This is a genomic window from Streptomyces mutabilis (genome assembly GCF_046628145.1).
Lineage (GTDB): Bacteria > Actinomycetota > Actinomycetes > Streptomycetales > Streptomycetaceae > Streptomyces > Streptomyces mutabilis.
Window position 1 is genome coordinate 7,609,938 of record NZ_CP176874.1, and the last position, 24,719, is coordinate 7,634,656.

The window sequence follows — 24,719 nt, forward strand, 5'->3', positions numbered from 1 at the left end:
ACTCGGTGAGTACGACCGGTTTCAGTGCAGACGAAGCAAGGCCGCCTTCACGGCGAGTGCCTTGGACAGCTGTTGCAGCGTCTGCTCATGTGATGCGTGATCCGGCCGGCCGAATACCTGGATCGCCTCGTCGACCGCCCGGAGCGCCCGCTCGGTGTCGGTTTCGGCGTCGGCACGGATCGCGGCGAACACGTACTGGGCCCAGGCGTGAGGCAACAGGTCACCGCCGCGCGCGGCGAGCGCGCCCAAGGCCGTCACGGCCTCCTCGCTGTGAGCCAAGGCTTGGTCGACGCGTCCCAGTGCCTGTTCGAGGGGCGCCATGGCGGCAAGGTACGTCGCGTGCTGCTGGAGCAGGCGGTATGTCATCGCGGCGCTGAGCGGCAGACGGCCCTCCGCGCCGGAAGACAGCAGCCGTCGGTACCCTGCCGCCTGCTCCTGGTACAGGGCGACTGCCTCCTCGAGGCGGCCTTCACCGACCAGCTTCGCCACTTGCCCGTCGAGGATCGAGCCCGCGAGCTCCACCATCTGGTCCGGCTGCAGGGACAGGACGGGGATGCCCTGGTCCGAGGCGGCGTCCACCAGGGGATGGGCGCGACCCGGCTCGGTCACGGGATCGGACTCCGACCGGGACGGAGGCGGAGGGTCCTGCCGTACCTGGTCGAGCCGCCACCAGCGGTGTGCGTCGGTGAGCCGGCCGTGCCGCATGCGATGGTCGGCCAGGGACCCGGCGGCCTCGGCGTGCCCCGCCTCGGCCGCCCGCTCGAATCTGGCTCCGGCCTCGTCGTGTCGGCCTTGCTCATCCAGCAGCAGCCCCAGCCGGTGGTCGCCGTCGGGATCGCCCGCCTCGGCCGCGGCACGGAACCAGCGTTCGGCAGCGGTGAGATCGCCGTCACTCCACAGTGCCGCGCCCAGGGACGTCATGGCGTTCGTCGCGCCGGCCTCGGCACCCCGGCGGAACCAGTGGCGGGCCATGTCCCGGTCGCCCTGCCTCCAGTGCAGTACGCCCAGGTTGAAGCAGCCCTCCAGGCTGCCGGCGGCGACGGCCCGGGTCCACCAGAGTTTCGCGTCGGCCGCATTACCGCCCTCCCAGCACATGTTCCCGAGGTTGAACATGGCCTGGGGGAGCCCCGCTTCGGCTGCGCGCCGGTAACACTCCCGCGCCTGTTCGCGGCTTCCGGCCCTGGCGAGACGGACACCCTCGTTGTAGGTGTTCACGGCTTCGTCGTCCGGTTCGGCCTCGGTCGCGAAGGCGCCGTCCGGTCCGTTGTCCGCCTTCAGGGCCCGGAGGTTGTGCCTGGCCGTGTGCAACGCGGTCCGGTGTCCGTCATCGACGACGACCAGCCGCTCGTAGAGCGTGATGGCCTCACGCAGAGACGCCACCGCGCCGCCCAGGCCCGCGCGCGCGAGGACGGCTCCCTGGCTCGCCAGCGCGTTCGCCAGCAGGGCCTCGTGGGCGAGCCGGTCGGTCCTCCACAGCCGCCTGGCCAGCTTCACGGCCTCCTCGGCTCTGGCGACCGCCTCCTCGTCCTCCTCGACGTCGGCGAGCCGGCCCGCGTAGTTCAGCAGCGAGGTGGCGAGGTCGGCGGTGTGGGCCTGGCCGTTGAGTTCGACCAGGTCTCGGCGGATGCGCACGGATTCCTCGGCGGACCGGACCGCCTCACCGCTTTGCCCGAGGCGCTGCTGGGCGGTCCCCAGGTTGGTGAGGGCTCGTGCCAGGCCGGGCAGATGCGTCTGCGGAGCGGCAGCCACCAACTCGCGGTACCTGGCCACGCTCTCGACGAGTGCCGTGAGGGCGTCCTCGTTCCGGCCGGCTGCCATGAGGCGGGTACCCAGACCGCACAGCGCGAAGGCGAGACGGGGCGGGTCCGCCAAGTCGCTCCCCGCCAACTCGCGATACCGCGCGACGGATTCCCGGGCGGCTTCGACCGCGTTGCCCCGCTGCCCGGTGTTCTGCAACTGGTTCCCGAAGTTGGCAAGGGCCAGGGCCAGTTGGGGGCGGGCCTCACGGCACCCTTCCTCGACCCGCTTGCGCAGCAGTTCGATCGCCCGCCGTGTGAAACCCACGGCTTCCTTGTGCCGTCCGAGGTCGGACTGGTAGCCGCCGATGTCCATCAGACACAGTGCCACATGTGTGCCGTACGTCCGCGGGTCGAGCTCGTCGAGCCGGTGCAGGGCGGCGAGGGCCTTGTGGTTGGCGCGGACAGCCTCGTTCTTGCGGCCGGCGTGGGCCAGACGTACGCCGAGCCGCGCGTACCAGGACGCCGCGTCCTGCAAGCGGGTCGTGTCGTCCACCCGCTCGCGCACCAGCCGCTCGGTCACCGCGGCCGCGCCGACGTCGAGGTCGGCGTGGCGCTGCTGGGGGAGCCGCATCTCGACTCCCAGGAGCACGTCTGTGTCCACGTACCTGGCGTGGCTGAGCGCGACCAGCGCGGCGCTGCCCGCCCCGACGGCGATCTCCGGCCGCTGCCGGATCAGGCTGCCGAGTTCGGCTCCGACGTGCGGCCAGCGGTCCGCGGCAGAGGCCAGCACGGTGACCGCCCGGTCCGCGAAGGCGGGAACCGGCATGTCGGGTCGGTCGGCGGCCAGCAGAGTCCGGGCCACGGACGCGGTCCACGGGTCCGGGTCGTAACCGGAGACGTCGTGGCCGGGCATCAGGAGGGCGACCAAGTCCTCGGCCAGCCGGTCGGGACGGAGCGGCTCGAGCACCTGGGCGCGGTCCAGGGGCGGGTAGCAGAACCGGTGGTCCGTCACGACACGGTCGGCCGCCCGCAGCCCGAGTCCATCCAGCCGGTCGACACCTTCCGCGTGCGATGCCGGTCCTGCGAGCACCGCGGTGAACACGGCACGGGCCATCACCGTCGGCGGCGTGTCGAACTCCTCTCCCGCCAGCCGCGACCCGTACAGCCGGCGCCAGCCCATGCGCTCACGGTCCAGCAGGTACGCGGCGATCTCCTCGACGCTGTCCGGTACGGGGCTGCCGGGCCGGCCGGCGGCGAGCGCCGTGACCAAGGCGGCCATGTGAAGCGTCAGCACCTGCGCGTAGGGCGGGGTGTCGAGCCCCCGCACGACCTCGGTGATCGGCTCGCTCACCCCCAGAACGGCACCGAAGCGGTCGCGTGCCGCCACGAACGCCCGCTCGCGATCCTGAACACCGGCGGCGAACTCACGCAGCGGCAGGTCCGCGACCGTGGCACCGACGGACCGCAGCTCGCCGCGTATCGCGGCCCACCACTGCACGGTCCGGCCGATCAGCAGCACCCGGGCGGCCGGACCGGCCAGCAGCGGGTCACGGAACAGCTCGACCAGTTCCGGATGCGCCCAGCGGTCGGCGTAGTCCACGATCACCAGCAGTCCCCGGCCCTCGGCCGGGACCGGTTCCTCCTGACGGGGCCGAGGGCTGTCGCGGTGGCATGCCTCGACCACCTGCCACCCGGCCTCGGCGGACAGCTCGGCGAACCTCGCCGACAGTCGGGTCTTCCCCTCACCGCCCGGGCCGTGGAGCAGCAGGGCAGACAGCGGTGCCGTCCCGGCGTCGCGCCACTCGGCCAGGGCGGCCAGTTCCTCATGACGGCCGCTGAACGGGACGATCTGACTGCGTGCGTCGAGCAGCCTGCTGGGCTGGTCGCCGAACACGCTGGGGAGGGCCTGGTCGTCCACCGCCGGCGCGAAGGAGAACCGCTCGAGCCGGTAGGGGCGTCCTGGGCCGATGTTGATCTGGGAGCCGATGATCGGGCCGGTGCTCGCCAAACCACCCGGACCCGCCTGGGCGTTCCCCGTTCCCGACACGTGCACAGGGCCGGCGGCGTCGCCTCGCTCGGCTCCCACATATCCGGTGACCGAGGTGGCGCCCGGCCCGGCCGTGGCGTCCCCGGTGTCGCTGACACTGGTCGTCGCGTCGGCCGCTTTCCCGATGCCCCGCCGACGCTTGCCCCATCTGACCACCCGGCTTGCCTCCCGCTTGGTCTTCGAACGCCTTCCTTCCGGCGGTCCGGCCGGTCAGGAGGTCCAGTCGATACGCTCACGCTATGGCCTGCGGCCCCGGCCGCTCGGTGTTTCCGGAAAACCGTGACTGGGCCGTTCTCACGGCCTCGCGCCGGCAGGCGCGTGCCGCCCGGGCCAGCCCTTCCCCTCCACCCCGCGCTTCCCCCGCCCTCGCACCGCATCCGCGCTGCCTGATCGGCCGTCGAGCCTGCCCGTCCGAGGATTGCGGCGGCCCCGGGCTACGCGAACTTCCTCGCCGCGTTCACCGACCCCCGGCACGAACAGCACGGAGAACTCCTCGACCGGATCAGCGGCACCTTCGATGCCGCCATCGGCACACCGTGCGCGGTGCGGCAACTAGGGTACGGCGCATGAGCCAGACTCCCGTCGACCCCGTCGCGCACAACCGCCTCGCCTGGGACCGCGAGGTGGAGGAGGGCAACGAGTGGTCACGTCCGGTCAGCCCCGAGGCGATCGCGAAGGCGCGGGCCGGCCAGTGGTCCGTCGTCCTGATCGGGTACGAGCCGGTCGATCCGACCTGGTTCCCGCCGGAGATCGCCGGTTGCGACGTGCTCTGCCTCGCCTCCGGTGGCGGGCAGCAGGGCCCGGTGCTGGCCGCGGCGGGCGCGAGGGTGACCGTCTTCGACAACTCGCCCCGCCAGCTGGCGCAGGACGAGGTGGTGGCGGCGCGGGAGGGGCTCGACCTGCGCACCGTGCTCGGCGACGCGCGCGACCTGAGTACGTGCCCGGGCGCCTCGTTCGACCTCGTCCTCCACCCGGTCTCCAACCTGTTCATCCCGGAGCTGGAGCCGGTCTGGCGTGAGTGCCACCGCGTGCTGCGCCCCGGCGGGACGCTGCTGTCCGGTTTCCTCAACCCGGACGTCTACCTCTTCGACGCCGAGTCGTTGGAGGCGCGCGGCGAGCTGGTGGTGCGCCACAGTCTGCCCTACAGCGACATCACTCACCTGGAGCCCGCCGAGCGGGAACGGCTGTGGGGCCTCGACGCGCCGGTGGAGTACAGCCATACGCTCACCGAGCAGCTCGGCGGGCAGATCGCGGCGGGCTTCGCCATCACCGGCTTCGCCGAGGCACCACACCACTCGGACGCCACCGCCGGCTGGCTCTCCGGCTACTTCGCCACGAAAGCGGTCAAGGCCGGAGCCGGTCACTAGCCGTCGGCGGAACCTGTGCGGAGCAGCATGAGCGTTTCGCGCGCCAGGCACGTAACGCGACCCCCGCCATCCCCGCCTGCTTCAGCCCGCATCGGGTGACATACGGCCCATCGTTCAGCGCCGCATGCCAGGGCGCCGTCCTGACCAGCTCACTCGACCCGTCGGACAGGCCTTAGTTCGAGTAGTCGATGCCGGAGACGGAGTTCTCGCCACTGGCCTCTCCCGTCCGCTCCACTGTGGCCGTGCCACGTCCCCTGCCACCAGGCCGCCGGATTCCGGTGATGCCGCCGCGGCTGGCATTTCCTGTCCGGGTGGCCTGGTCCGTGGGCCCGGTAGCGGACGGACGCTGAAGCAAGGTCCAGACCAGGGCGGCGATGCCGACAGCAGCCTGGACCGTGGCCCCGGCCAGTTGTCCCGCACCAGGACTGCCCAAAAGCCAGACCAGCGGTGTGGACAAGACGCCGATCGTCGCCAGCACGGCCACCGTGATCTTCCATCCCCGCGACACAGCGGCACCCCCCGGGACCTGACACAGTCGCCGCCACGTGGGTGACGGCTTGTCACTCGGCATTGTCCCGTGGATCTGTCGTCCGGGCCAGCCAAAGCGCGTCTTCGGTATGGGGTACCAGCGAGGCCCCGCCGTCGTCGTTCCGCAAGTGGCCCGATGCCCTCGCGATCCGCCCGCGCAGCGGTGGCGTGCACCTAGGGCACGACCTGGTCCTGCCGCGCATCCATGTCGAAGACGCCGACACCGCCCCGGAGGCGACCGCCGCGGTAATGCGCCGGGCCGGCCCGGGCCTGGCAGAACCTCCCGCTGCGGTGCCGGGGAGTGGGCCAGTGGGACCGGGCCTACAAGGCCGCGAGCACAGCCGTGGCCCGGCGCCGGGATTCGGCGGGCGAAGACCGGCCGGCCCCTCCCCGAAGCCCCGGCCGACCTCGCGCGCTCATGGCTGGAACTTGCCCGGTGCGGGCTCGGCACGCACGCCACATGGCGCGCCCCTTACGCCCCCGGCCGGTCGCGAGCGCACCGGCCGAGGCGACGATGGCTCCCATCACGTCCATCGCATGCCGATGGCGGAGAGCTGCTCGATCCGTTCCGGGGAGAGCGTCGCGGCTCTGCTGCGCTGGTTCCCGATCCACGCGCCGAGCTTGAGCACCCGGTCTCGTTCCGGGCGGGGCGAGATCGGCAGGCTGGGGTCGATCAGCCCGGAGCCATACGGCTGAGTTGCTCCCAGGATCGGTACTGATCCGCTTGCGCCTGGTCCATCTCCAGGACGTGGTCGAAGGACTGGCTGCCGACGATCAGCCGCCGGGGTGGGTCCGGCAGTGCGGCCAGTTCCATGATGACGGGGGCGGCGGTGTCCGGCTCCGGGGCGACGGCGTCGCCCCACATCGCCTCCATCTCGGTGCGCAGGGGCTGATACTGCGCCATGGGTTCGGTGCTCGTGGTGCCGGCGGTGAACAGGCCGGTGTTGTAGCCGCCCATCTGCACGATGGTGACCTTGATGCCGAACCCTTCGACCTCCATCGCGAGTGCCTCGCTCACCGAGTCCAGCGCGGCCTTGCCCGCGCCGTAGTAGCCGACGGTGGCCATGCCGCCGCCGCTGCCCATCGAGGTGACCTGCAGCAGACGCCCCCCGCCCTGGGCGCGCAGGTGCGGGAGGACGGCCTGGGCCACCCACACGGCGCCGAAGAAGTTCACGTCCAAGTGCGCCCGAATCTGCTCCTCCGTGGCTTCCTCCACCATGCCGTAAAGCATCCCGCCGGCGTTGTTCACCACGACGTCCAGCCTGCCGAACGCGGCTGCTGCTCGCTCCACCCCCTTGAACACCGCCTGGCGGTCGGCGACGTCCAAGGGAAGCGGTACCAGGTGGCCGGGGTACTTCTCGGTCAGCTCTTCCAGGGGGCCGACGTTGCGGGCGGCCGCCACCACGCGGTCGCCGCCCGCCAGGGCAGCCTCGGCGAAGGCCCTGCCCAGCCCGCGGGAGGCGCCGGTGATGAGCCAGACTCGTGCGCCTGTCACTGAATCTCACTCTCAGTAAATGAAACGGTTCGTCTCGGTTCGTTTTTAGTCTAGTGCTTCTGCTGCGGCCTATCAATACGGCTCGTCTCGTTTCGTTACAGGGGTAGGCTGTCCGCATGCCCAACGACAAGGGGCCGGACCACTCCCGGCGCAAGGAGCGCTCTCGGCAGGCAATCCTCGAGGCCACCCGTGCCCTGGTCACGGAAGAGCCGTACGAGAAGGTCACGGTCGAAGCCATCGCCGTCCGTGCCGGTGTCGGCAAACAGACGATCTACCGACGTTGGCCGTCCAAGAGCGCCGTCGTCTTCGCCGCCCTACTGGCTCTCAGCGAGGACGCGGACGGACAATCGCTCACGCTCCCCGACACAGGAGACCTCGAAGCAGACCTCAAGCTGGTCATGCGCGCCACCGTGGAGGAGTTCACCAACCCGCCCTTCGACCGGCTCATCCGCGCCCTCAACACCGAAATCGCCAACGACGCCGCACTGGCAGCCGAGTACCGTGACAAAGTGGCCCAGCCGCTGGAGGAGGCGAAGAGAGCAAGACTGCGCAGCGCCCAGAAGGCCGGCCAGCTCGACTCCGCCGCCGACCTCGACCTGGTCCTCGAAGTGCTCTACGCCCCCCTCTTCCAGCGCTGGCTGCACCGCAGCGGCCCGCTGACCGCTGCCTACGCCGACGCACTCGTCGACGCGACCCTCAAAGCCTTCGCCCCCTGAACCAAGAGGAGAGCGCGAGAAGCCGCCCGGCCGCCGATAGGCTGCGGTGGGTGCGCACGGTGGAGCTTCTTCTGGATGAGGCGGCGGAGTTCGATGTCCGGGACGCCTGGCGGCGGCTGGCGGAGGCGGGACTGCCCAGCCAGGCGCGACACCCCTCAACGACCAACAGACCGCACCTCACGCTGGCCACCTGCCCTGAGCTGACCGCCCCGATCCGTTGGGAACTCGCAGAGGCGGCCGCCGACCTGCCACTGCCCGTACGGTTCGCCGGCACGGTCCGCTTCGAGCGTCCCACCTCGGTGCTGGCCTGGTCTCTGGAGCTCGACTCCGCGCTGGCGTCCCTGCATCGCCGGGTGTGGGAAGCGGTGGCTTCGGACAGCCCACCGGGATCGCTCAGTCCGTTCCACAGCCCTCGGGACTGGAACCCGCACATCACCCTCGGCCGAACCCGGCGGGCGGGTGCGTTCGCCGGCCGGCACGTCCCCGGCCTGCTGCCGGCGCCGCCCTTGTCGGCCCGACTCACCACCCTGCGCAGCTACGACACCGTGACCGGTGCCTTGGAAGTGCTGGGACCCCGCCTCTGAACGAACTGCCGCCACCGGTCGGCAGCGCGTCGGTGCTTCACGCCGGCGATCTCTCCCGGACAGACGTACCCACGGGGCTGATCCATGGCCGCCACGATGCAGTAGGACTGAGGACCGCCGAGGCCGCGAGCGCCCGGAACGGCTGGCCGTCGCACGCGATCGAGGACTGCCGGGACGCCCCGGCCGTGGAGCAGCCGGCGAGTCAAGGATCGATCCGTGCTGTGCCCCTGGGGGGTGGTTTGGGCGCCGTCGGGAGATCGGCGCGTCCTCAGGGCGAGGACACTGGCCGGGAACCGGCAGGGCATCACACGAGGGGGACGGGCGTGACCGACGGCATCATCATGGTGGCGGTGGCTGAGCACCCGGAGGGCGCAGGTGCCGCCGGACAGTTGGCGCGCGTCGCCGACGGGATCCGGACGAGCGGCTTACAGGTCCGCTGGGTGAGGAGTGCCTCCGAAGCGGAGGCGGTGCTCAGGACGGAGGCCGGTCTGGCCGCCGCGGTGGTCGCCTGGGACCTGCCGCCCGCAGCGGATGACGGCCCGGGCGGAGCCACGGTACTGCGCCGGATCGGGTGCCGGTTCCAGCACCTGCCGGTGTTCCTCGTCATGGAGGACGAGGGGCTCCGCGAGCTGCCGTTGTGGGTGTCTCAGTCCGTGGTGGGCTACGTATGGCCGCTGGAGGACACGCCGGCGTTCGTCGCGGGGCGGATCACCACCGCCGCGCGCGCCTACCAGGACGCCTTGCTTCCACCGTTCTTCAAGGCGTTGCGACGTTTCGACGACGCCCACGAGTACTCGTGGCACACCCCGGCGCACTCCGGCGGTGTCGCCTTCCTCAAGTCGCCCGTGGGCCGCGCCTTCCACGACTACTTCGGGGAACGGCTGCTGCGCAGCGACCTGTCGATCTCGGTGGAGGAACTCGGCTCGCTGTTCGAGCACACCGGTCCGATCGGTGAGGCCGAGCGCAACGCCGCGCGGATCTTCGGCTCCGATCAGACGTACTTCGTCCTGCACGGCGACTCCACCTGCAACCGTCTGGTCGGCCACTTCAGCGTGACCCGCGACGAGATCGCCCTGGTGGACCGCAACTGCCACAAGTCCGTCCTGCACGGCCTGGTCGTCTCCGGCGCGCGGCCGGTGTACCTGGTCCCCACCCGCAACGGCTACGGTCTCGCCGGACCGCTGCCACCGGCCGAGATCGCGGCGGATTCGGTCGCGGCGCGGAGCGCGCAGAGTCCCCTCACGGCGGACGCGGTGTCGGCGCGTGCCCAGTACGCGGTGTTCACCAACTCCACGTACGACGGACTCTGTTACGACGCGGTGACGGCAGCCCGGGCGTTCGCGGCGAGCACGCCCCGGCTCCACTTCGACGAGGCGTGGTTCGCCTACGCCCGCTTTCATCCGCTCTACAAGGGGCGCTACGGCATGTCGGTCGACGCGAGCGCCTTCCCGGGGGCCGATCGGCCGACGGTGTTCGCGACCCAGTCCACGCACAAGCTGTTGGCGGCGTTGTCCCAGGGAGCCATGGTGCACGTGCGGCCGGCGCCGCGGGCGCCGGTGGACCACGACCGGTTCAACGAGGCGTTGATGATGCACGGTACGACCTCACCGCTGTATCCGATGATCGCCTCGCTGGACGTGGCCACGGCGATGATGGACGGTCCGCAAGGCCAGTGGCTGGTCGACGAGGCGGTGTCGGAGGCGGTCCGGTTCCGCCAGGAGATGGTCCGGATCGGACGTCGGATCGAGGCCGCCGGGGACCGGCCGGCCTGGTTCTTCGGAGTGTGGCAGCCGACCGAGGTGACCGACCCCGAGAGCGGGGCGCGGCTGCCCTTCGACGAGGCTCCGGCGGACCTGCTGCGGACCGAGCCCTCCTGCTGGCACCTGGCGCCCGATGCCGACTGGCACGGCTTCCCGGGCCTGACCGACGGCTACTGCATGCTCGACCCGATCAAGGTCACCCTGACCTGCCCGGGGCTCGACGCGACCGGCGAGATGGGCGACTGGGGCATCCCCGCCCGGGTGCTGACCGCCTACCTGACCACACGCGGCATCGTCGTGGAGAAGACCGACAGCTACACGACGCTGGTGCTGTTCTCCATGGGCATCACCAAGGGCAAGTGGGGCACTCTGCTGGACGCCCTGATGGACTTCAAGGACCTCTACGACGACGACGCGCCGCTCGACCGCGTGCTGCCCGCGCTGGTCGCCCAGCACTCGAGCCGCTACTCGGGGCGGGGTCTGCGGGACCTGTGTCAGGAGATGCACGACCACCTGCGCCGGGCCCGCCTGGTCGAACTCCTCGACACGGCCTTCCAGCAACTCCCGGACCCGGTCGCTCCGCCTCAGCACTGCTACCAGCGCCTGGTCCGTGGCGGTACGGAACGTGTCCGCCTGGCGGACGCGCCGGGCCGGGTCGCCGCGGCGATGGTCACCGTGACACCGCCCGGCATCCCGGTCCTCATGCCGGGCGAGAGCGTCGGACCCGAGGACGGGCCTCTCCTCCGCTACCTCACGGCCCTGGAGTCCTTCGACCGGAGCTTCCCCGGCTTCGGCAGCGAGACCCACGGGGTGACCCGCGTCCCCGACACCGGCGACTACCTGATCGAGTGCCTGCGGCCGGATGACCAGGAGGGCCCGGCCCGGGCCATGACGCCGACGCAACGGCGGGGGGAGGAGGGCGTCAGGGCCGTGGGCTGAGACTGCAGGCGCTTCCGCCGGGCAGGCGCCCGGACCACGTCGAGCACAGCCTGGTCGCTCCCTTGAGCGGCTGGCCCGCTCGCTCACGCCGCGGCCCAGTTGATCTGCGTAACGGCGTCGCCGAGGGGCTGGCTCCGCGGCTTCGAGGGTCTTCTGCGCGGCATCCCCTCCCGTCCCGCCGGGCCCGAGACCTGCCGGGAGGCCACCCGACGCGGGAATCGCCCTGGAGCGTCGGGGACCCTCCGTGGCGGCGGGAATGAAGACCGTGGCGGCCGGGCAGGGCGCTGCGAAGGACGGTGCCCGGTGATCACTGCGGCAGGGGGCCGGTATGCGCCGTTCAGGACGGAGCGGAGGGCGCCGTAGGTGATCGGAACGGCGTCTCACCGCTGTCGTCCCGGGCGGAGCGAAGGCCGCGCCGGTCGACGACTGCGGCGGGCCCGTAGCCGACGGGGCAGCGGGCGGTGATGGAGGCGGCCGGCGCGTTCAGCAGACGGTGTACGTCCTTCGACGCGCTGACGGTTCACTCCTCCCGGGTTGCGCGCCGGGCGGACCGGCGGCGGAGCCACAGGGGAAGGGCGTACCACGACAGGGCGAACCAGGCCATGACGCCGCCCACGAGCACTTTCGCCAGGAGCCCCGGCACCACCACGTGAAGGATCAGGAGGAGCGTGCACCCGATGGTCACGGCCATCAGGAGCATGCCGCACATCATCAGGCGATGCGCCACCTCCACCATCTCGTCCTTCATCCGCTGCCCCGAAAGGAAGCGGTGGATGGAGACCGGGGCGATCAGGCAGGCGGTGGCCGTGGCACCCGAGACCACGGTGAGGACGTAGGCGGCGTGCTCGAACGTTCCCAGGTCGTGGAAGAGAGGTGTGAAGGCGACGCTGAGCAGGAAGCCGAAAAGGATCTGGACGCCCGTCTGAGCGACGCGCGTCTCCTGCATGATCTCGTTCCACCTCCGGTTGACGCGCTCGCGCGGCGTCTCCGGCACCTCGTCCGGGGACTCGGTGCCGTGTCCTGCGCACGCGCCGCAACTGCCGGGCTTCGCCTCCGACCACGTGATCGGCTCAGTCGTCATGTTCGTCGTTCCCCTCCCGTCATGGAACGTGCATGTGCCCGTTGAAGCCGTTCACATGCAGAAGGCACCTGACGATTCTTCCGTGGGGACTCTGCAAGTGTCCGCGTGAACCGGTGGCGGACACCCATGGCGCCCGGACACCGGCTCTCCACCGTCTATGGCGATGCAACCCGGGGTTCGTGGAGCATCCGGACGCGTCGACGGAACACCGACGTCCCGGCGCCGCAGTGGCTGGATCTCTTCAGTGAAGAAGCTATGTCCCGTTATGTACGGCGCATCGGAAGTGGGCGAGAGCACCCGATGAATACCCTTTGCGCCCTCCCGGCTCCGCTGGGTGACGGAAATGATGAGCACACCGCGCATGGGCCAGGTGGTCCGCGGTCCCCTGCCGCTCGGTCAGGGGCCGGTGACGGAAGGAGTCCACGGTGTTGCTTCTCATCTCTCCGGACGGTGTCGAGGAAGCCCTCGATTGCGCGAAGGCGGCGGAACACCTCGACATCGTCGACGTCAAGAAGCCCGACGAGGGGTCCCTGGGCGCGAACTTCCCGTGGGTCATCCGGGAGATCCGCGACGCGGTACCGGCGGACAAGCCGGTCTCCGCCACCGTGGGGGACGTTCCGTACAAACCCGGCACCGTGGCGCAGGCCGCGCTCGGCGCGGTGGTCTCGGGGGCCACGTACATCAAGGTCGGTCTCTACGGATGCACGACGCCCGAACAGGGCATCGCGGTCATGCGCGCGGTGGTCCGGGCGGTGAAGGACCACCGTCCCGAAGCGCTCGTCGTCGCCTCCGGCTACGCGGACGCCCACCGGGTCGGCTGCGTCAACCCGCTCGCCCTGCCCGACATCGCCGCCCGCTCCGGCGCCGACGCCGCGATGCTCGACACCGCGATCAAGGACGGCACGCGGCTGTTCGACCACGTTCCGCCGGACACCTGCGCCGAGTTCGTCCGCCGCACCCACGCCGCCGGCCTGCTCGCCGCCCTCGCGGGCAGTGTCAGGCAGACCGACCTCGGCCCGCTGACCCGGATCGGCACGGACATCGTCGGAGTGCGCGGAGCGGTCTGCGAGGGCGGCGACCGCGACGCCGGACGCATCCGGCCGCACCTGGTGGCCGCCTTCCGGGCCGAGATGGACCGGCACGCCCGGGACCACCGGGCCGGCGTCACCGCGGCGAGCTGACCGCCGGTATGCCGACCCCCTTACCCGACCACGCCCCCGAACAGCGGGCCTCTCGTCTCACGGTCGTCGATCCGGCCACCGGAACGGTCTTCGACGAGGCCCCCGACCAGCGACCGGATGTGCTGGACGCCGTCGTCGACCGGGCCCGCCGGGCCTGGCACGGCTGGCGCGCCGATCCCGACGCCCGCACCAGCGCGCTGCTCTCGGCCGCCGACTCGGTCGAGGCGGCCGGGGACGACCTCGCCCGGCTGCTCACCCGGGAACAGGGAAAGCCCCTGGCCGAGTCGCACGCGGAGGTCGCCCGCACGGCGGCCCGCCTGCGCTACTTCGCCGGCCTGGCCCCCCGGACCCGGCGCATCACCGACGGCCGGCCGGTGCGCAGCGAGGTCCGCTGGCGCCCGCTCGGACCCGTCGCTGCGATCGTGCCGTGGAACTTCCCCCTCCAACTCGCGGCGGCGAAGTTCGCGCCCGCGCTCGCCGCGGGCAACACCATGGTCCTCAAACCGTCCCCCTTCACCCCGCTCGCCACCCGGCTGCTCGGGTCCGTCCTCGCCACCGCCCTGCCCGAGGACGTGCTGACCGTCGTCACCGGCCGCGAGCCGCTCGGCGCTCACCTCGTCACCCACCCCGGCATCCGCCACGTCACCTTCACCGGATCGGTGCCCACGGGTCGGGCCGTCGCCGGAGCGGCGGCGGCCTCGCTCGCCCGGGTCACCCTGGAACTGGGCGGCAACGACGCCGCCGTCCTGCTGGACGACGTCGACGTGGACCGGATCGCCGACCGGCTGTTCTGGGCCGCCTTCCGCAACTGCGGGCAGGTCTGCATGGCGGTCAAGCGCGTCTACGCCCCGGTCCGGCTCCACGCCCAGGTGGTCGAAGCCCTCGCCGAGCGCGCCAAGGCCGTCGCCGTCGGGCCCGGCCTCGACCCCGGCACCCGGCTGGGACCGGTCTCCAACGCCCCCCAGTTGGCCCGGGTCGAGCAGATCGCACGGGACGCTCTGGCGGACGGCGCCCGGGCGGCGGCCGGCGGCCACCGGCTCGACGGGCCGGGCTACTTCTTCGCCCCCACGATCCTGACCGGCGTCCAGCCCGACAGCCCGGTGGTGACCGAGGAGCAGTTCGGGCCGGTGCTGCCGGTGCTGCCGTACCGGAGCCTGGACGAAGCCGTCGACGCGGCCAACGGCACGGGATTCGGACTGGGAGGCTCCGTGTGGGGCACCGACCTCGACCGGGCCGAAGCGGTGGCCGACCGGCTCGAATGCGGCACTGCCTGGGTCAACCACCACGCCGAACTCTCCCTCGCCCAGCCCTTCGCCGGCGTCAAGGACAGCGGCGTCGGTGTCGCGGGCGGGCCGTGGGGACTGTACGGCAACCTCCGCCCGTTCGTGGTCCACCGGCCGCAGGGGGAGTGACGGTGAGCTTCCAGGCGGCCGTACTGCGCTCGTACGAGGGTCCGTTCACGGTCGAGGAGGTGAATCTGGCGACGGAGCCCGCCGAGGGCGAGATCCTGGTCGAAATCGCCGGCTGCGGGATGTGCCGGACCGATCTCGCCGTCCGGCGCTCGGCCGGCAGGAGCCCGCTGCCGGTGGTGCTCGGCCACGAGGGCTCCGGGGTCGTGGTGCGGACGGGCGGCGGCTCGGACACCGCGATCGGCGTCGGTGACCACGTGGTGCTGAGCTTCGACTCCTGCGGGCACTGCCGCAACTGCCGCGCGGCGGCCCCCGCCTACTGCGATTCCTTCGCCTCCCTCAACCTCTTCGGCGGCCGTGCGGAGGAAGCGCCGCGGCTCACCGACGCGTCCGGGGCGGCACTGGCCCCCCGGTGGTTCGGTCAGTCCGCCTTCGCCGGGTACGCGCTCGTCTCCGCCCGTAATGCCGTCCGGGTCGACCCCGCCCTGCCCGTCGAACTGCTCGGCCCGCTCGGTTGCGGCTTCCTCACCGGAGCCGGAGCCGTGCTCAACACCTTCGCCGCCGGCCCGGGCGACACCGTCGTCGTGCTCGGCGCGGGCGCCGTGGGCCTGGCCGCGGTGATGGCGGCCACCGCCGCCGGCGCACTGTCCGTGGCCGTGGACCGGCACCCCCGTCGCCTGGCGCTGGCCGAGCAGTTCGGCGCGCTCCCGCTGCCCGTCGGAACGTCCGCACCGGCCGAGCAGATCCGGCGGCTCACGGGCGGTGGCGCGCAGTACGCGCTGGACACGACCGCCTCCGCCCCACTGATCAACGAGGCGCTGCGCGCACTGCGCCCCACCGGCACTATCGGCCTGGTGGCACGGCTCCACACCGCGCTGCCACTCGAACCGGGAACGCTCGACCGTGGCCGCGGCATCCGCCACATCTGCGAGGGGGATGCCGTACCCGGTCTGCTGATACCGCTGCTGACCCGGCTCTGGCAGGCCGGACGTTTCCCCTTCGACCGACTCATCCGCACCTACCCGCTGGCCGACGTCAACGAGGCCGAGCGCGACTGCGACGCGGGCCTCGTGGTCAAACCCGTCCTGCTCCCGCAGGCGAGGAGCCGGTGAGCACGGTCCGCAGCACCGCGGTCCTCACCGCATCCGACGAGCAGGAAGCTCGCGGCCCCCACTTCCGCTAACGGAGGAGACATGACCGGCACGGCGCCGCAGCACATGGACGCGGAAGGTGTGAACGAGGGTGTGGGCCTGACGGCCTTCCTGGTCGCCGCCGCACGGGCGATCGAGACCCACCGCGACGACAGTTTGGCCGAGGACGTCTACGCGGAACACTTCGTGCGCGCCGCCCCGGCGTGCGCGGACTGGCCGGTGCGCATCGAGCAGGTCCCCGACGGGGACGGCAACCCGCTGTGGGGCCGCTTCGCCCGGTACTTCGGCCTGAGGACCAGGGTCCTCGACGACTTCCTGCTCCGGTCGGTCCGGACGGGTCCCCGGCAAGTGGTCCTGCTGGGCGCGGGGTTGGACACCCGTGCCTTCCGGCTCGACTGGCCGTCGGGGTGCGCGGTCTTCGAGATCGACCGGGCGGGCGTACTGGTCTTCAAACAGCGAGTGCTCACGGACCTGGCGGCCGCCCCGAAGGCGGAGCGCGTCCCCGTCCCGGTCGATCTGCGCGCGGACTGGGCCGGCGCGCTGACCGGGGTCGGCTTCGACCCCACCGCGCCCAGCGTCTGGCTGGCCGAGGGACTGCTCTTCTACCTGCCGGGCCCCGCCGAGTCGTTCCTCGTCGACACGGTGGACAGGCTGGCCACCGGCGGCAGCGCGCTGGCCTTCGAGGCCAAGTTGGAGAAGGACCTGCTGGCGTACCGCGACAGCGCGATCTACACGGCGACGCGCGAGCAGATCGGCATCGACCTCCTCCTCCTCTTCGACAAGGGGTCACGACCCGACTCCGCCGGCGACCTGACGGCCAGGGGCTGGTCCACCTCGATGCACACGCCCTTCGACTTCACCCGCCGGTACGGACGTGGCCCCCTTCCCGAGCCGAACGACGCGCTGGAGGGGAACCGGTGGGTCTTCGCGCGCAAGCCCGCGCCCTGACGTTCGCAGCGCTCGCGACGGCGTCCGCGCGCGCCGGAGAGCGGGGCCTGCCGCGGGCCCCGCTCGGAAACGCCCCCGGACGAGCGACGTCAGACGGCCCGGGTGCCCACCAGGTGGTCGCCCGGGATCCCCGCCATGTCCGGCGCGTAGTAGTCCTCGATGCCGGCGGCCCACGTGGCCACGGGGATGCGGTCCGCGGCGTCCGGAGCGAAGGCGTCGAACAATGAGTGGATGTTCGCCTCCTCGAATCCGATCGCCTTCATCAGCGAGACGAAGAGGGGACGCTCGACCAGTCCGTCCCCGTCGGGGTCGCCGAGCGCGGAGAGCGCCTGAGCGAACTCGGCGATGGTGGGGCCGAAGCGTTCGGGATCGAGCACGAACGGACGGAACTCGTCCACGGTGATCACGCCGTCACCGTTGGCGTCCAGTACGGCGGCCAGTGTCGTCCAGTAGCGGCGGAACGCAGCCCGGATGGCGGCCTTGGCGCTGTCGTCCGACGCGGTTGCCGCCTCCACGACACGGTCGGTCATCAGGTCGAAGTCGTCGGAGTCGATGACTCCGTTGCCGTTGGCGTCGAAGAGGGAGAAGACCAGCTCGACCCGCTTGGCGGCCTCGTCTCGCATTCCATCACCTGTCTGCTGCGGCCCGACGATCGCGGGCCTGCCCAATGAGTGCCTCTACGTGACCGAGCGGGGCAAGGCGCGAACGTCCTGCCGCCGCCATGCGCGTAGCGGCCATGTCCCATGGAACAGCCATAAATGTCCGTACGCTCCCGAGCTCCGCTTTTGGTGGTGCAAGGACTGCCCGATGACCGTCTGCGACAAGTCGGATGCCTGTGCTGTCGCAACCGGACCGTTCGTCGCCATCCGACCTCCGCCTCTCCGGGCCGACCCGATCACGGCATCCGGCGCCGAGCCGGAGTCGTCGTGGACCCTTATGGCTGGTCGGCCTGACCGTCCCCGAGGGCGGCGCACTCATGGCGAGCGGACGGCTCAGCAGTAGGCGGTGGCCCGACGCACCGTCGGGTTCGCCCGGTCTGCTCGTCGAACCGTCCGGCGGCCGCCGGTCAGATGAGCGCTGTGGCGCTGCGGTGGCCACCCGTGACGCGAAGAAGGTCCAGTTTCCCCGCGTCGCTGCTTCCGGTCGCTGCCGTGTAGGTGACCATGCGCAGGTCGGCCCCGGGAACGACGAGGACGTCGCAGTCGAGCAGGATGTCGCCGATCTTCGGATGCCGGATCCTCTTGCAGTCAGTCGTGTGCGGGGCGGCGGTCGTCCGCGTGGCCCAGTGATGAGCGAAGACGGGGGAGCATTCCCGCAGTTCCCGCACGAGTCGATCGAGCTGGCGGTCCGCAGGGTAGCGGGACACGGCGTCCTTGAGGTCGGCGACGACCGACGCCTCGAAAGCGTCCGGTCCGCGCTCGGACTGGACGGGAAGCATCGAGGCGTGTGCGGCGCCGTCGCCGAAGAGCGCGCGGGCCAGGTTCCGTTCGGCCGTCGGGATGACGGCGGGGTCGCCGTGCAGGGCGCTCCACATGGCGTTCCACCACACAAGGGTCCAGTCGGCGGTGAACACGCCGATCGGAACGTCGCCGAGCCGCGCGGCCAGCCGTTGGATGCCTGGGGGCACATGGGTGCTGACCGTCCCGTCCCGGGGCGGCAGGAGCCCGGCGCTTCGGTACAGCTGGTCGCGCTCGGCGCGGGAGAGCTGAAGGGCCCGGGCGAGGGCGCCGACGACCTGGGCCGAGGGGTTCTTCGCGCGTCCCTGTTCCAGGCGCAGGACATAGTCGACGGAGACCCCGGCCAACTGCGCCAGTTCCTCGCGGCGCAACCCCGGGGCCCGGCGGCCGTCCGTCGCTGTGAAACCGGCGTCGGCCGGGGAGAGACGGTCGCGCCAGGCGCGCAGGAGCGCGGCGAAATCGGAACGGGAGGCAGCCATGGGTTCATTCTCGCCGAGCGGCGACACGTCAGCCTGGGTACTGCCGGTCCTGGTGACGGGGACGGCACTGGCCGGCGATGGCACGAGCGGCGAACGTGGGGCTGGGCCCGAGCCGGGCCACATCGGCTGACCAGTGAAGGGGCCTTCCATGAAGCACACCATCGTGATGACGGGCGCGAGCCGCGGGATCGGCCGCGTCGCCGCGGAGCACATCCTGCGCCAGTTGCCGGACGTGCACCTCATCGTCGTCGCCCGCTGCTCCTCCGGCGCACAGCTCGCCACGGAACTCGCCAAGGGCGGGAACACGGTCTCGCACGTCTCGGCGGACCTCGGCTCGCTGGTGAGCGTCCGCTCGGCCGCCACCGGTATCCGCGACCGGCTGGACGGCGGTGATCTGCCGCCGCTGCGCGGCTTCGTGGGCAACGCGGGCATCCAGCACACGAACGCGCTTACCGAGGGACCCGACGGGTTCGAGTCCACCTTCACGGTCAACGTGCTCGCCAACCATCTGTTCGTCCGCGTGCTCCAGGACCGCTTCACCGCTCCCGCCCGGATCGTGATCACCGCCAGTGACACCCACTTCGGCGACTTCAAGCACAACATGGGCATGGTGCCCGGCCCGTCCTGGCAGTCCCCGGACGTTCTCGCCCGCACACGCGCCTTCCCCGAGCCGGACACCGCGGTAGCCGGGCGCACCGCGTACTCGACGAGCAAGCTGGCCGCCATCTACCTCGTGCACGAGTACGCGCGCCGCCTGCCGGCCGGGATCGACGCCGTCGCCTACAACCCGGGCTTCGTACCCGGCACCGGCCTCGCCCGCCACGCGGACCCCGTCTCCCGGTTCGCGATGCGGCGCATCCTGCCGGCGATGGCCCTCACCCCGTTCGCCACCAGCCGCGACACGGCGGGCCGCTGCCTCGCCGACGTGGTCCTCGGCAGGACCCAGGCGCCGACCGGCTCCTACGTCGACCGCGGCCGTGCGGACCGCTCGTCGGACGAGTCCTACGACCCGCGGCGTGAAGCCGAACTCTGGGAGGCCGCTGAACGGTTCACCGCGTCGTGAGCAGCCAGGGTGGGTGCGCTGCGGTCGGCAGTACGCTGGGGGACTGGCCGCTCCCGCTTTCGGGCCACGTCGGGCAGCCCGCACCTGCGAGGAGTCCATACTGTCGGGGCCGGTGGTGAGTACCTCGTACCTCACTGATCAGTCATCGTCGGGGCGATCAGCCACGCCACGAGTGTGCGCCACTGGTCGGACTGGTCGGTGTCGCGAGGTCCCACGAGGTAGATCTCCTCGACCAGACCGTGTGAGCGCAGGGCGTTGCCGGCGGCGTAGGAGCCCACCGCGGCGTAGGTGAGGTCGATGTCGTCGTGCTCGCCTCGATGGGTGGCGACGGCGGCGGTCCGCCGGGGCAGGTGTAGCTCGCGTACGGTGTCCGGTGCGCTCGGCGGCAGCGGTGCGTCGAAGGGCCGGTAGACGGTGGCGCGGCCGTGGCCTGCGGTGAAGAGGGAGTGCTCGTAGCGGCCGCCCGGCGGATGGACGGAGCGCTGCGCGGCTGCCGCGTCCAGGTCGCGCATCGCGGAGTCGTACCAGCCGAGGTCCGACGCCTCCGGCACGTCGAGGCTCACCGCCAGGACCCGCTGGGGCGGGAGCTCCTCCAGCGTCACCGTCCGCTCGGTCCCCGGGTCTAGGAGTTCCCGAAGTGTTCGGAGGGCTCGCTGGGTGCGGCCGAGCCGGTCCTCCAGCCGGCGGAGGTGCGCGACGACGACCTGTTGGGCGGTGTCGTCGCCCGTTCCGCCGGCGGACTCGGCCCGCAGGAAGCGCCGCAGGTCCGCCAGCGGGAGGTCCAGGTCGCGGAAGCGCCTGATGGTCAGCGCCGGCCGGACCTGGGCGGGGGAGTAGTAGCGGTAGCCCGTGTCCGGGTCGACCTCGGCGGGGACGAGCAGGTCCTGCTCGTGGTAGCGGCGGAGCATGCGGATGCTCAGGTGCGTGATGCGGGAGAACTCTCCGATCGTCAGTCGTTCCGCCATGGTGCTCTCCTCGTCGCAGGTGACCGGTCGGGGACCGTGCCGGTGGTCAGGGTGTGATGGTCAGCGTGGTGATCTTGCCCTGTGCGTCGCGTTCGAAGGCGAAGCGGAGGGTGACCGGGCTGCCGGGGAAGTCACCCGAGACCTCCGCGACTGCTTCGAGGACGGTGGGAGTGCCGGTGACCTCGCGAACGCCGTAGTGCACGTCCGGCGTCTCCTCGCGCCAGCGGCGGACTTCCGCGAGTCCTTGGACGCCGCGTCCGTCGTCGTGTACGACGACGTCGTCCTCGAACAGCGCGAAGTAGCGCTCGCGGTCGGGTCCGGTCGCCGCGGCGAAGTACTCCTCGACGAATCCACGGGTGTCGTGCATGGTGCCTCCATTGTCGTGCTGGTTGGGGTTCAGACCGTGCGGAGCGTGCCGCCGTCGACCACGTGCTCGGCACCCGTGACCGCGCTCGCCCGGTTCGAGACCAGGAAGGCGATCACCTCGGCCACCTCCTCGGGCTCCGCGGGTCGTCCCAGCGGAATGCCGCCGAGCACCCGCATCAGATCGCCGAGCGCGGCCTCGCGGGTGATGCCGCCCTCACTCATCCGGCGTGCCAGAAGGCCTTCGGCGCCGTCGGTGCGGATGAAGCCGGGGGCGACCGAGTTGACGCGGACACCCGCGGGCGCCACCTCGTTGGCGAGCCCCTTGCTGTACGTGGTCAGGGCGCTCTTGGCCGCGGCGTAGGCCAGGGTCGAGTCGTGCAGCGGCATCCGGCGCTGGACGGAGGTCACGTGCACCACCGCGCCCGAACCGCGGGTCACCATGCCGGGGACCAGCGCCCGGTCGAGACGGACGGCGGGCAGGAGGTTGAGCGCCAGTTCCTGTGCCCACAGGTCGTCGTCGAGAGCCGTGTACCCACCGGCCGGGGCGTGGGATCCGCCCACGACGTGCACGAGGATGTCCGGCACGCCGACGAGGTCGGTCACGGCGGCGGACGACGTGAGAACGCCCTCGGACGTGCTCAGGTCGGCGGGGACGAAGAGGGCGTCGGACGTCTCCGGTGAGGTGCGGGCGATGGTGACGACCCTGGCCCCGGCCTGCCGCAGCCGTCGCGCCGTCGCCAGTCCGGCACCCTTGCTGCCGCCCGCCACCACGGCGACGCGTCCGTCGAGATCGTTGCTGTTCATGTCCGTCAGCCTGGGCCCTCTCCCCGGGAGAGACTCAAGCCCGGACCACGGGGGGGGCTTCGCGAGCTGCACGACATCCTGCGCGCCGCTCCGGCCTCTTCCGCCGCGCCTTCGGCCACGCCCCCGGCACCCATCCCACCGACTGACCAAACGGCCCCGCCGGTGCGCGAGCCGTCAAGGTTCCTTGCCGGACAGGCAAGGTCACGCGATGCGACGACCTCGCAGTCCGTCACGAGGCGACGGTGCTGGTCGCAGGCCTCCACGGTGGCGGTGACCAGCACGCGTCTGATGCCCCGTCAGCCGTCAGCCGTCAGCCGTCAGCCGTCGACGTCGAGCGCCGTGCCGTACAGGCGGTCCACCTTCAACCGGACGACCAGACCACCCGGCGTCGGCGACGAGTTGCTCCAGGAAGGGACCTTCGTCCTCCGGCTTCGCGTCTCGCGGGACCATCTCCAGCAGTTCCTGCCCGACGGCGTCACCGGGGACGGTCGTACTCTCGGACACCTCGGCCTCGCCTGCAGCGGCGGCGAACGACCACACGTCGCCCCCTTGCACATGCAGCGCCGCACGCGGATTGCGCCGCAGGTGCCCGACCTTGACCCGGTCTGCGGTCGTCGAGAACCGCACCAAGCGGGCTTCGGGATCCCAGCTGTACAGCATGGTGGTCAGATGAGGGTGGCCATTGCGCTTGACGGTGGCGAGCGTGCCGAACTGCTGCTTGCCCAGCAGGATGGAGAGGGTTTCGTCGGACAGTGGGCGAGGTGCTGGTCCCTGAGTCATGACCTGCCCAACGTCCATGCCCGCCCGGGAATTTCAGAGCCGCCGAGAGACCGTACACCGGGCACCGGCCGCGCGCAGAGGACCACCGACGGCGTGCTGCTCCCCGTCCGCACGGAAGGAGCCAGCCTCCCCGAGTACACGGCAGGCGGCCTCGCTCCACCGTTCGGCGGCGGGCACGCGTCTGTTCGGCCCCCCTTCGATCGCTGCTCGTGGCGATGGGTGGGGGACGACGAGCGCCGTTCGTCCCCCACCGGCTCAAGGAGTCGTATGCCGGTCACTGGCGCCCGTCGCGGCGCCGCACGTACAGGCGGCCACCTCTCCGGCCGGTCCACTCCAGCCGTACGACACCGGGCACGGCGGAATCGGCCACGCGCTCCGGGTGCTTCCAGTGGCCCTGGGCCGGGTTGCGGAAGAACGTCGCCCACAGGCCGCCCCTGTGGTCCTCGAAGAAGTTGTTGTGTCCCGCTCCCACGCCCGCGGTCCACCGCTCGGAGTAGGGGCCCTCGAAGCGGTCGGAGACGGCGACGATCGCGTCGTACTGGTACTGCACACGTCCCGTCCCGGGCGGGTCGTAGGCGTTGCGGGTGCTTCCGTAGGCATCGACCGACGTGCGGTCCCACGCGGCGTGGACCAGGTAGTACTTGCCCTTGTACTTGAACACGTACGCGCCCTCCAGGTACGGCTCGGGGGAGTAGGGCGTCTGCCGGAACCTCGGAAGGTCGGTCGGCGTGACGATGTCCTCCATGTCGTCCCGGAACCTGGCGTAGAGGTCGTTGTGGAGGACGAGCCACGCGTCGTCCCCCTCGCTGTAGAGGCCGCCGTCGATGTGGTGGTAGGCGCCGGGCTCTATGAAACTCGGCCCCCCGATGAACGATTCACCGAAGGGCTTCTCCAGGTTCCCCTCGATCAGCCGGTACGGTCCCTCGACGCCGCCCTCGCTGACCAGCATGAAGGAGCCGACCTTGCGGGAGTGGTCGCCCATGCACGCGACGATGTACCAGCGGCCCTTGAAGTAGTGCAGCTCCGGGGCCCAGGCGTTGCCGCGCTTGCCGAACCGGTCGTCGTGCCAGTACTCCTGCCAGGGCGCGACGACCGTTCGGCCGGGCCGGTTCTCCCCGGCGAACTCGGGCGACCACACCTTGCCCTTCTCGGCGTCCGGCCGGATCCCGGTCGTGTCGGCGAGTCCCCAGGGCCCTTCGAGCGAGGGCGACACCCAGACGAAGATCCCGTCGTTCCACGGGCCCGCCGCGTCCAGCCCGGGCACGCGGGTGGTGCCCGTGGCCACGTAGAGGGGGCGGCCGTCGACGACGAAGCAGTTGACGTAGGTGTCCCGCATCCACACCCGGCCGAGTTCTTCGTCCCGGGGGCGCAGTTGCAGCGGGAGGACGAAGGAGTTGTCCTCCCGCGGCCACAGGTCCAGCCGGGTGTCCGCGACACCGTAGGGCTCGGGGTCGGGCCAGTTGGCCGGCTGACGCGGAGCGGAAGCGGCGGGTGACGTCACCGACGCGGCGCCTTCCGGTGCCGGTTCGGCGGCGTGGGCGGGCGTCGTCGGAAGGGCGGCTGCCGCCCCCACGCCGGCGGCACCGGCCAGCAAGGAACGTCGGCGCACACGGTGCTGGGCATCGGCCATCACGCGTTCTCCTTCGTCGTCCCCGCCGGGACCCTCAGGGCGCGGCTCAAGGCGAGCCGCGGGACGGGGGTATGGCGCACAGCATGCGAACGGCCACACATTTACGTCAACACCCCGAACAAATAATCAGGTGAGGCGTGCTGGCAAAGGATTGTGGCCACCTGCGCTTATGAACAAGTCGTTTCGGCTTTCTGTCGGGGTGTTGACGGAATAACTCGGCCTCCCTACCT

20 protein-coding genes and 1 pseudogene are annotated in these 24,719 nt (G+C 71.4%); 9 read left to right on the forward strand and 12 right to left on the reverse strand.

Annotated features, from left to right (window positions below; translation table 11 throughout):
- Window positions 1-21 precede the first annotated feature (21 nt).
- Entirely contained in the window at window positions 22-3,747 is a 3,726-nt protein-coding gene (locus ACLIN4_RS34120; protein WP_411576537.1) for a tetratricopeptide repeat protein, read from the reverse strand.
- Window positions 3,748-4,352: 605 nt separating this feature from the next.
- On the opposite strand from ACLIN4_RS34120, the gene ACLIN4_RS34125 reads away from it, so the two are divergent.
- On the forward strand, window positions 4,353-5,153 hold the full coding sequence (locus tag ACLIN4_RS34125) for a class I SAM-dependent methyltransferase (RefSeq protein ID WP_381912086.1): 801 nt from the start codon (window positions 4,353-4,355) through the stop codon (window positions 5,151-5,153).
- Between the two features lie 172 nt (window positions 5,154-5,325).
- Here ACLIN4_RS34125 and ACLIN4_RS34130 read toward each other — a convergent pair whose 3' ends face one another.
- From ACLIN4_RS34130 to ACLIN4_RS34140, 3 genes are all read right to left on the reverse strand, one after another.
- Complete coding sequence (locus ACLIN4_RS34130; protein WP_179342228.1) at window positions 5,326-5,637, reverse strand: hypothetical protein; 312 nt, start codon at window positions 5,635-5,637, stop codon at window positions 5,326-5,328.
- Between the two features lie 568 nt (window positions 5,638-6,205).
- Window positions 6,206-6,310, reverse strand: a complete 105-nt coding sequence (locus ACLIN4_RS34135) for a helicase associated domain-containing protein (protein WP_290013546.1) — start codon at window positions 6,308-6,310, stop codon at window positions 6,206-6,208.
- A gap of 44 nt (window positions 6,311-6,354) precedes the next feature.
- Window positions 6,355-7,176 carry an SDR family NAD(P)-dependent oxidoreductase gene (locus ACLIN4_RS34140; protein ID WP_289908248.1) on the reverse strand — a complete coding sequence of 274 codons (822 nt, stop codon included), beginning with the start codon at window positions 7,174-7,176 and terminating at the stop codon, window positions 6,355-6,357.
- A gap of 116 nt (window positions 7,177-7,292) precedes the next feature.
- Between ACLIN4_RS34140 and ACLIN4_RS34145 the strand changes: the two genes are divergently transcribed.
- The 3 genes from ACLIN4_RS34145 (at window position 7,293) to ACLIN4_RS34155 (ending at window position 11,175) form a co-directional block, all read left to right on the forward strand.
- Entirely contained in the window at window positions 7,293-7,892 is a 600-nt protein-coding gene (locus tag ACLIN4_RS34145) for a TetR/AcrR family transcriptional regulator (protein WP_107476063.1), read from the forward strand.
- Window positions 7,893-7,942: 50 nt separating this feature from the next.
- Entirely contained in the window at window positions 7,943-8,476 is a 534-nt protein-coding gene (locus ACLIN4_RS34150; RefSeq protein WP_107476062.1) for a 2'-5' RNA ligase family protein, read from the forward strand.
- Window positions 8,477-8,817: 341 nt separating this feature from the next.
- Entirely contained in the window at window positions 8,818-11,175 is a 2,358-nt protein-coding gene (locus tag ACLIN4_RS34155; protein ID WP_373420250.1) for an Orn/Lys/Arg decarboxylase N-terminal domain-containing protein, read from the forward strand.
- A 520-nt stretch (window positions 11,176-11,695) separates the two neighbouring features.
- Here the strand turns inward: ACLIN4_RS34155 and ACLIN4_RS34160 are convergent.
- Window positions 11,696-12,256, reverse strand: a complete 561-nt coding sequence (locus ACLIN4_RS34160; RefSeq protein WP_107476060.1) for a DUF6328 family protein — start codon at window positions 12,254-12,256, stop codon at window positions 11,696-11,698.
- 425 nt (window positions 12,257-12,681) lie between these two features.
- Here ACLIN4_RS34160 and ACLIN4_RS34165 point away from each other — a divergent pair, with 425 nt between their 5' ends.
- The 4 genes from ACLIN4_RS34165 (at window position 12,682) to ACLIN4_RS34180 (ending at window position 16,945) form a co-directional block, all read left to right on the forward strand.
- The gene (locus tag ACLIN4_RS34165) at window positions 12,682-13,437 is read left to right on the forward strand and encodes a (5-formylfuran-3-yl)methyl phosphate synthase (RefSeq protein WP_107476059.1); all 756 of its coding nucleotides are present in this window, start codon (window positions 12,682-12,684) and stop codon (window positions 13,435-13,437) included.
- Window positions 13,438-13,445: 8 nt separating this feature from the next.
- Entirely contained in the window at window positions 13,446-14,849 is a 1,404-nt protein-coding gene (locus ACLIN4_RS34170; protein ID WP_411576538.1) for an aldehyde dehydrogenase family protein, read from the forward strand.
- A 2-nt stretch (window positions 14,850-14,851) separates the two neighbouring features.
- Window positions 14,852-15,958 (forward strand): NAD(P)-dependent alcohol dehydrogenase, encoded by a 1,107-nt coding sequence (locus ACLIN4_RS34175; RefSeq protein WP_290013553.1) that lies wholly within the window; start codon window positions 14,852-14,854, stop codon window positions 15,956-15,958.
- 81 nt (window positions 15,959-16,039) lie between these two features.
- The gene (locus tag ACLIN4_RS34180) at window positions 16,040-16,945 is read left to right on the forward strand and encodes a class I SAM-dependent methyltransferase (protein ID WP_107476058.1); all 906 of its coding nucleotides are present in this window, start codon (window positions 16,040-16,042) and stop codon (window positions 16,943-16,945) included.
- An 89-nt stretch (window positions 16,946-17,034) separates the two neighbouring features.
- Here the strand turns inward: ACLIN4_RS34180 and ACLIN4_RS34185 are convergent, their stop codons facing one another.
- A complete protein-coding gene (locus tag ACLIN4_RS34185; protein WP_107476057.1) occupies window positions 17,035-17,568 on the reverse strand; it encodes an EF-hand domain-containing protein in 534 nt (177 codons plus the stop codon).
- Window positions 17,569-18,011: 443 nt separating this feature from the next.
- Window positions 18,012-18,881, reverse strand: coding sequence for a helix-turn-helix transcriptional regulator (locus tag ACLIN4_RS34190; protein ID WP_107476056.1), 870 nt, complete (start codon window positions 18,879-18,881; stop codon window positions 18,012-18,014).
- A 148-nt stretch (window positions 18,882-19,029) separates the two neighbouring features.
- On the opposite strand from ACLIN4_RS34190, the gene ACLIN4_RS34195 reads away from it, so the two are divergent.
- The gene (locus ACLIN4_RS34195; protein WP_107476055.1) at window positions 19,030-19,944 is read left to right on the forward strand and encodes an SDR family NAD(P)-dependent oxidoreductase; all 915 of its coding nucleotides are present in this window, start codon (window positions 19,030-19,032) and stop codon (window positions 19,942-19,944) included.
- A gap of 131 nt (window positions 19,945-20,075) precedes the next feature.
- Here ACLIN4_RS34195 and ACLIN4_RS34200 read toward each other — a convergent pair whose 3' ends face one another.
- The 5 genes and pseudogenes from ACLIN4_RS34200 to ACLIN4_RS34220 all read right to left on the reverse strand — a co-directional run bounded on the left by ACLIN4_RS34200 (window position 20,076) and on the right by ACLIN4_RS34220 (window position 24,489).
- Window positions 20,076-20,909 carry a MerR family transcriptional regulator gene (locus ACLIN4_RS34200; protein WP_381912095.1) on the reverse strand — a complete coding sequence of 278 codons (834 nt, stop codon included), beginning with the start codon at window positions 20,907-20,909 and terminating at the stop codon, window positions 20,076-20,078.
- A 46-nt stretch (window positions 20,910-20,955) separates the two neighbouring features.
- The gene (locus ACLIN4_RS34205) at window positions 20,956-21,276 is read right to left on the reverse strand and encodes a nuclear transport factor 2 family protein (RefSeq protein ID WP_411576539.1); all 321 of its coding nucleotides are present in this window, start codon (window positions 21,274-21,276) and stop codon (window positions 20,956-20,958) included.
- Window positions 21,277-21,305: 29 nt separating this feature from the next.
- Window positions 21,306-22,079 (reverse strand): SDR family oxidoreductase, encoded by a 774-nt coding sequence (locus ACLIN4_RS34210; protein WP_107476052.1) that lies wholly within the window; start codon window positions 22,077-22,079, stop codon window positions 21,306-21,308.
- A 317-nt stretch (window positions 22,080-22,396) separates the two neighbouring features.
- Window positions 22,397-22,859, reverse strand: a pseudogene (locus ACLIN4_RS34215) (pyridoxamine 5'-phosphate oxidase family protein).
- A 274-nt stretch (window positions 22,860-23,133) separates the two neighbouring features.
- Complete coding sequence (locus ACLIN4_RS34220; protein ID WP_411576540.1) at window positions 23,134-24,489, reverse strand: family 43 glycosylhydrolase; 1,356 nt, start codon at window positions 24,487-24,489, stop codon at window positions 23,134-23,136.
- Window positions 24,490-24,719 lie beyond the last annotated feature (230 nt).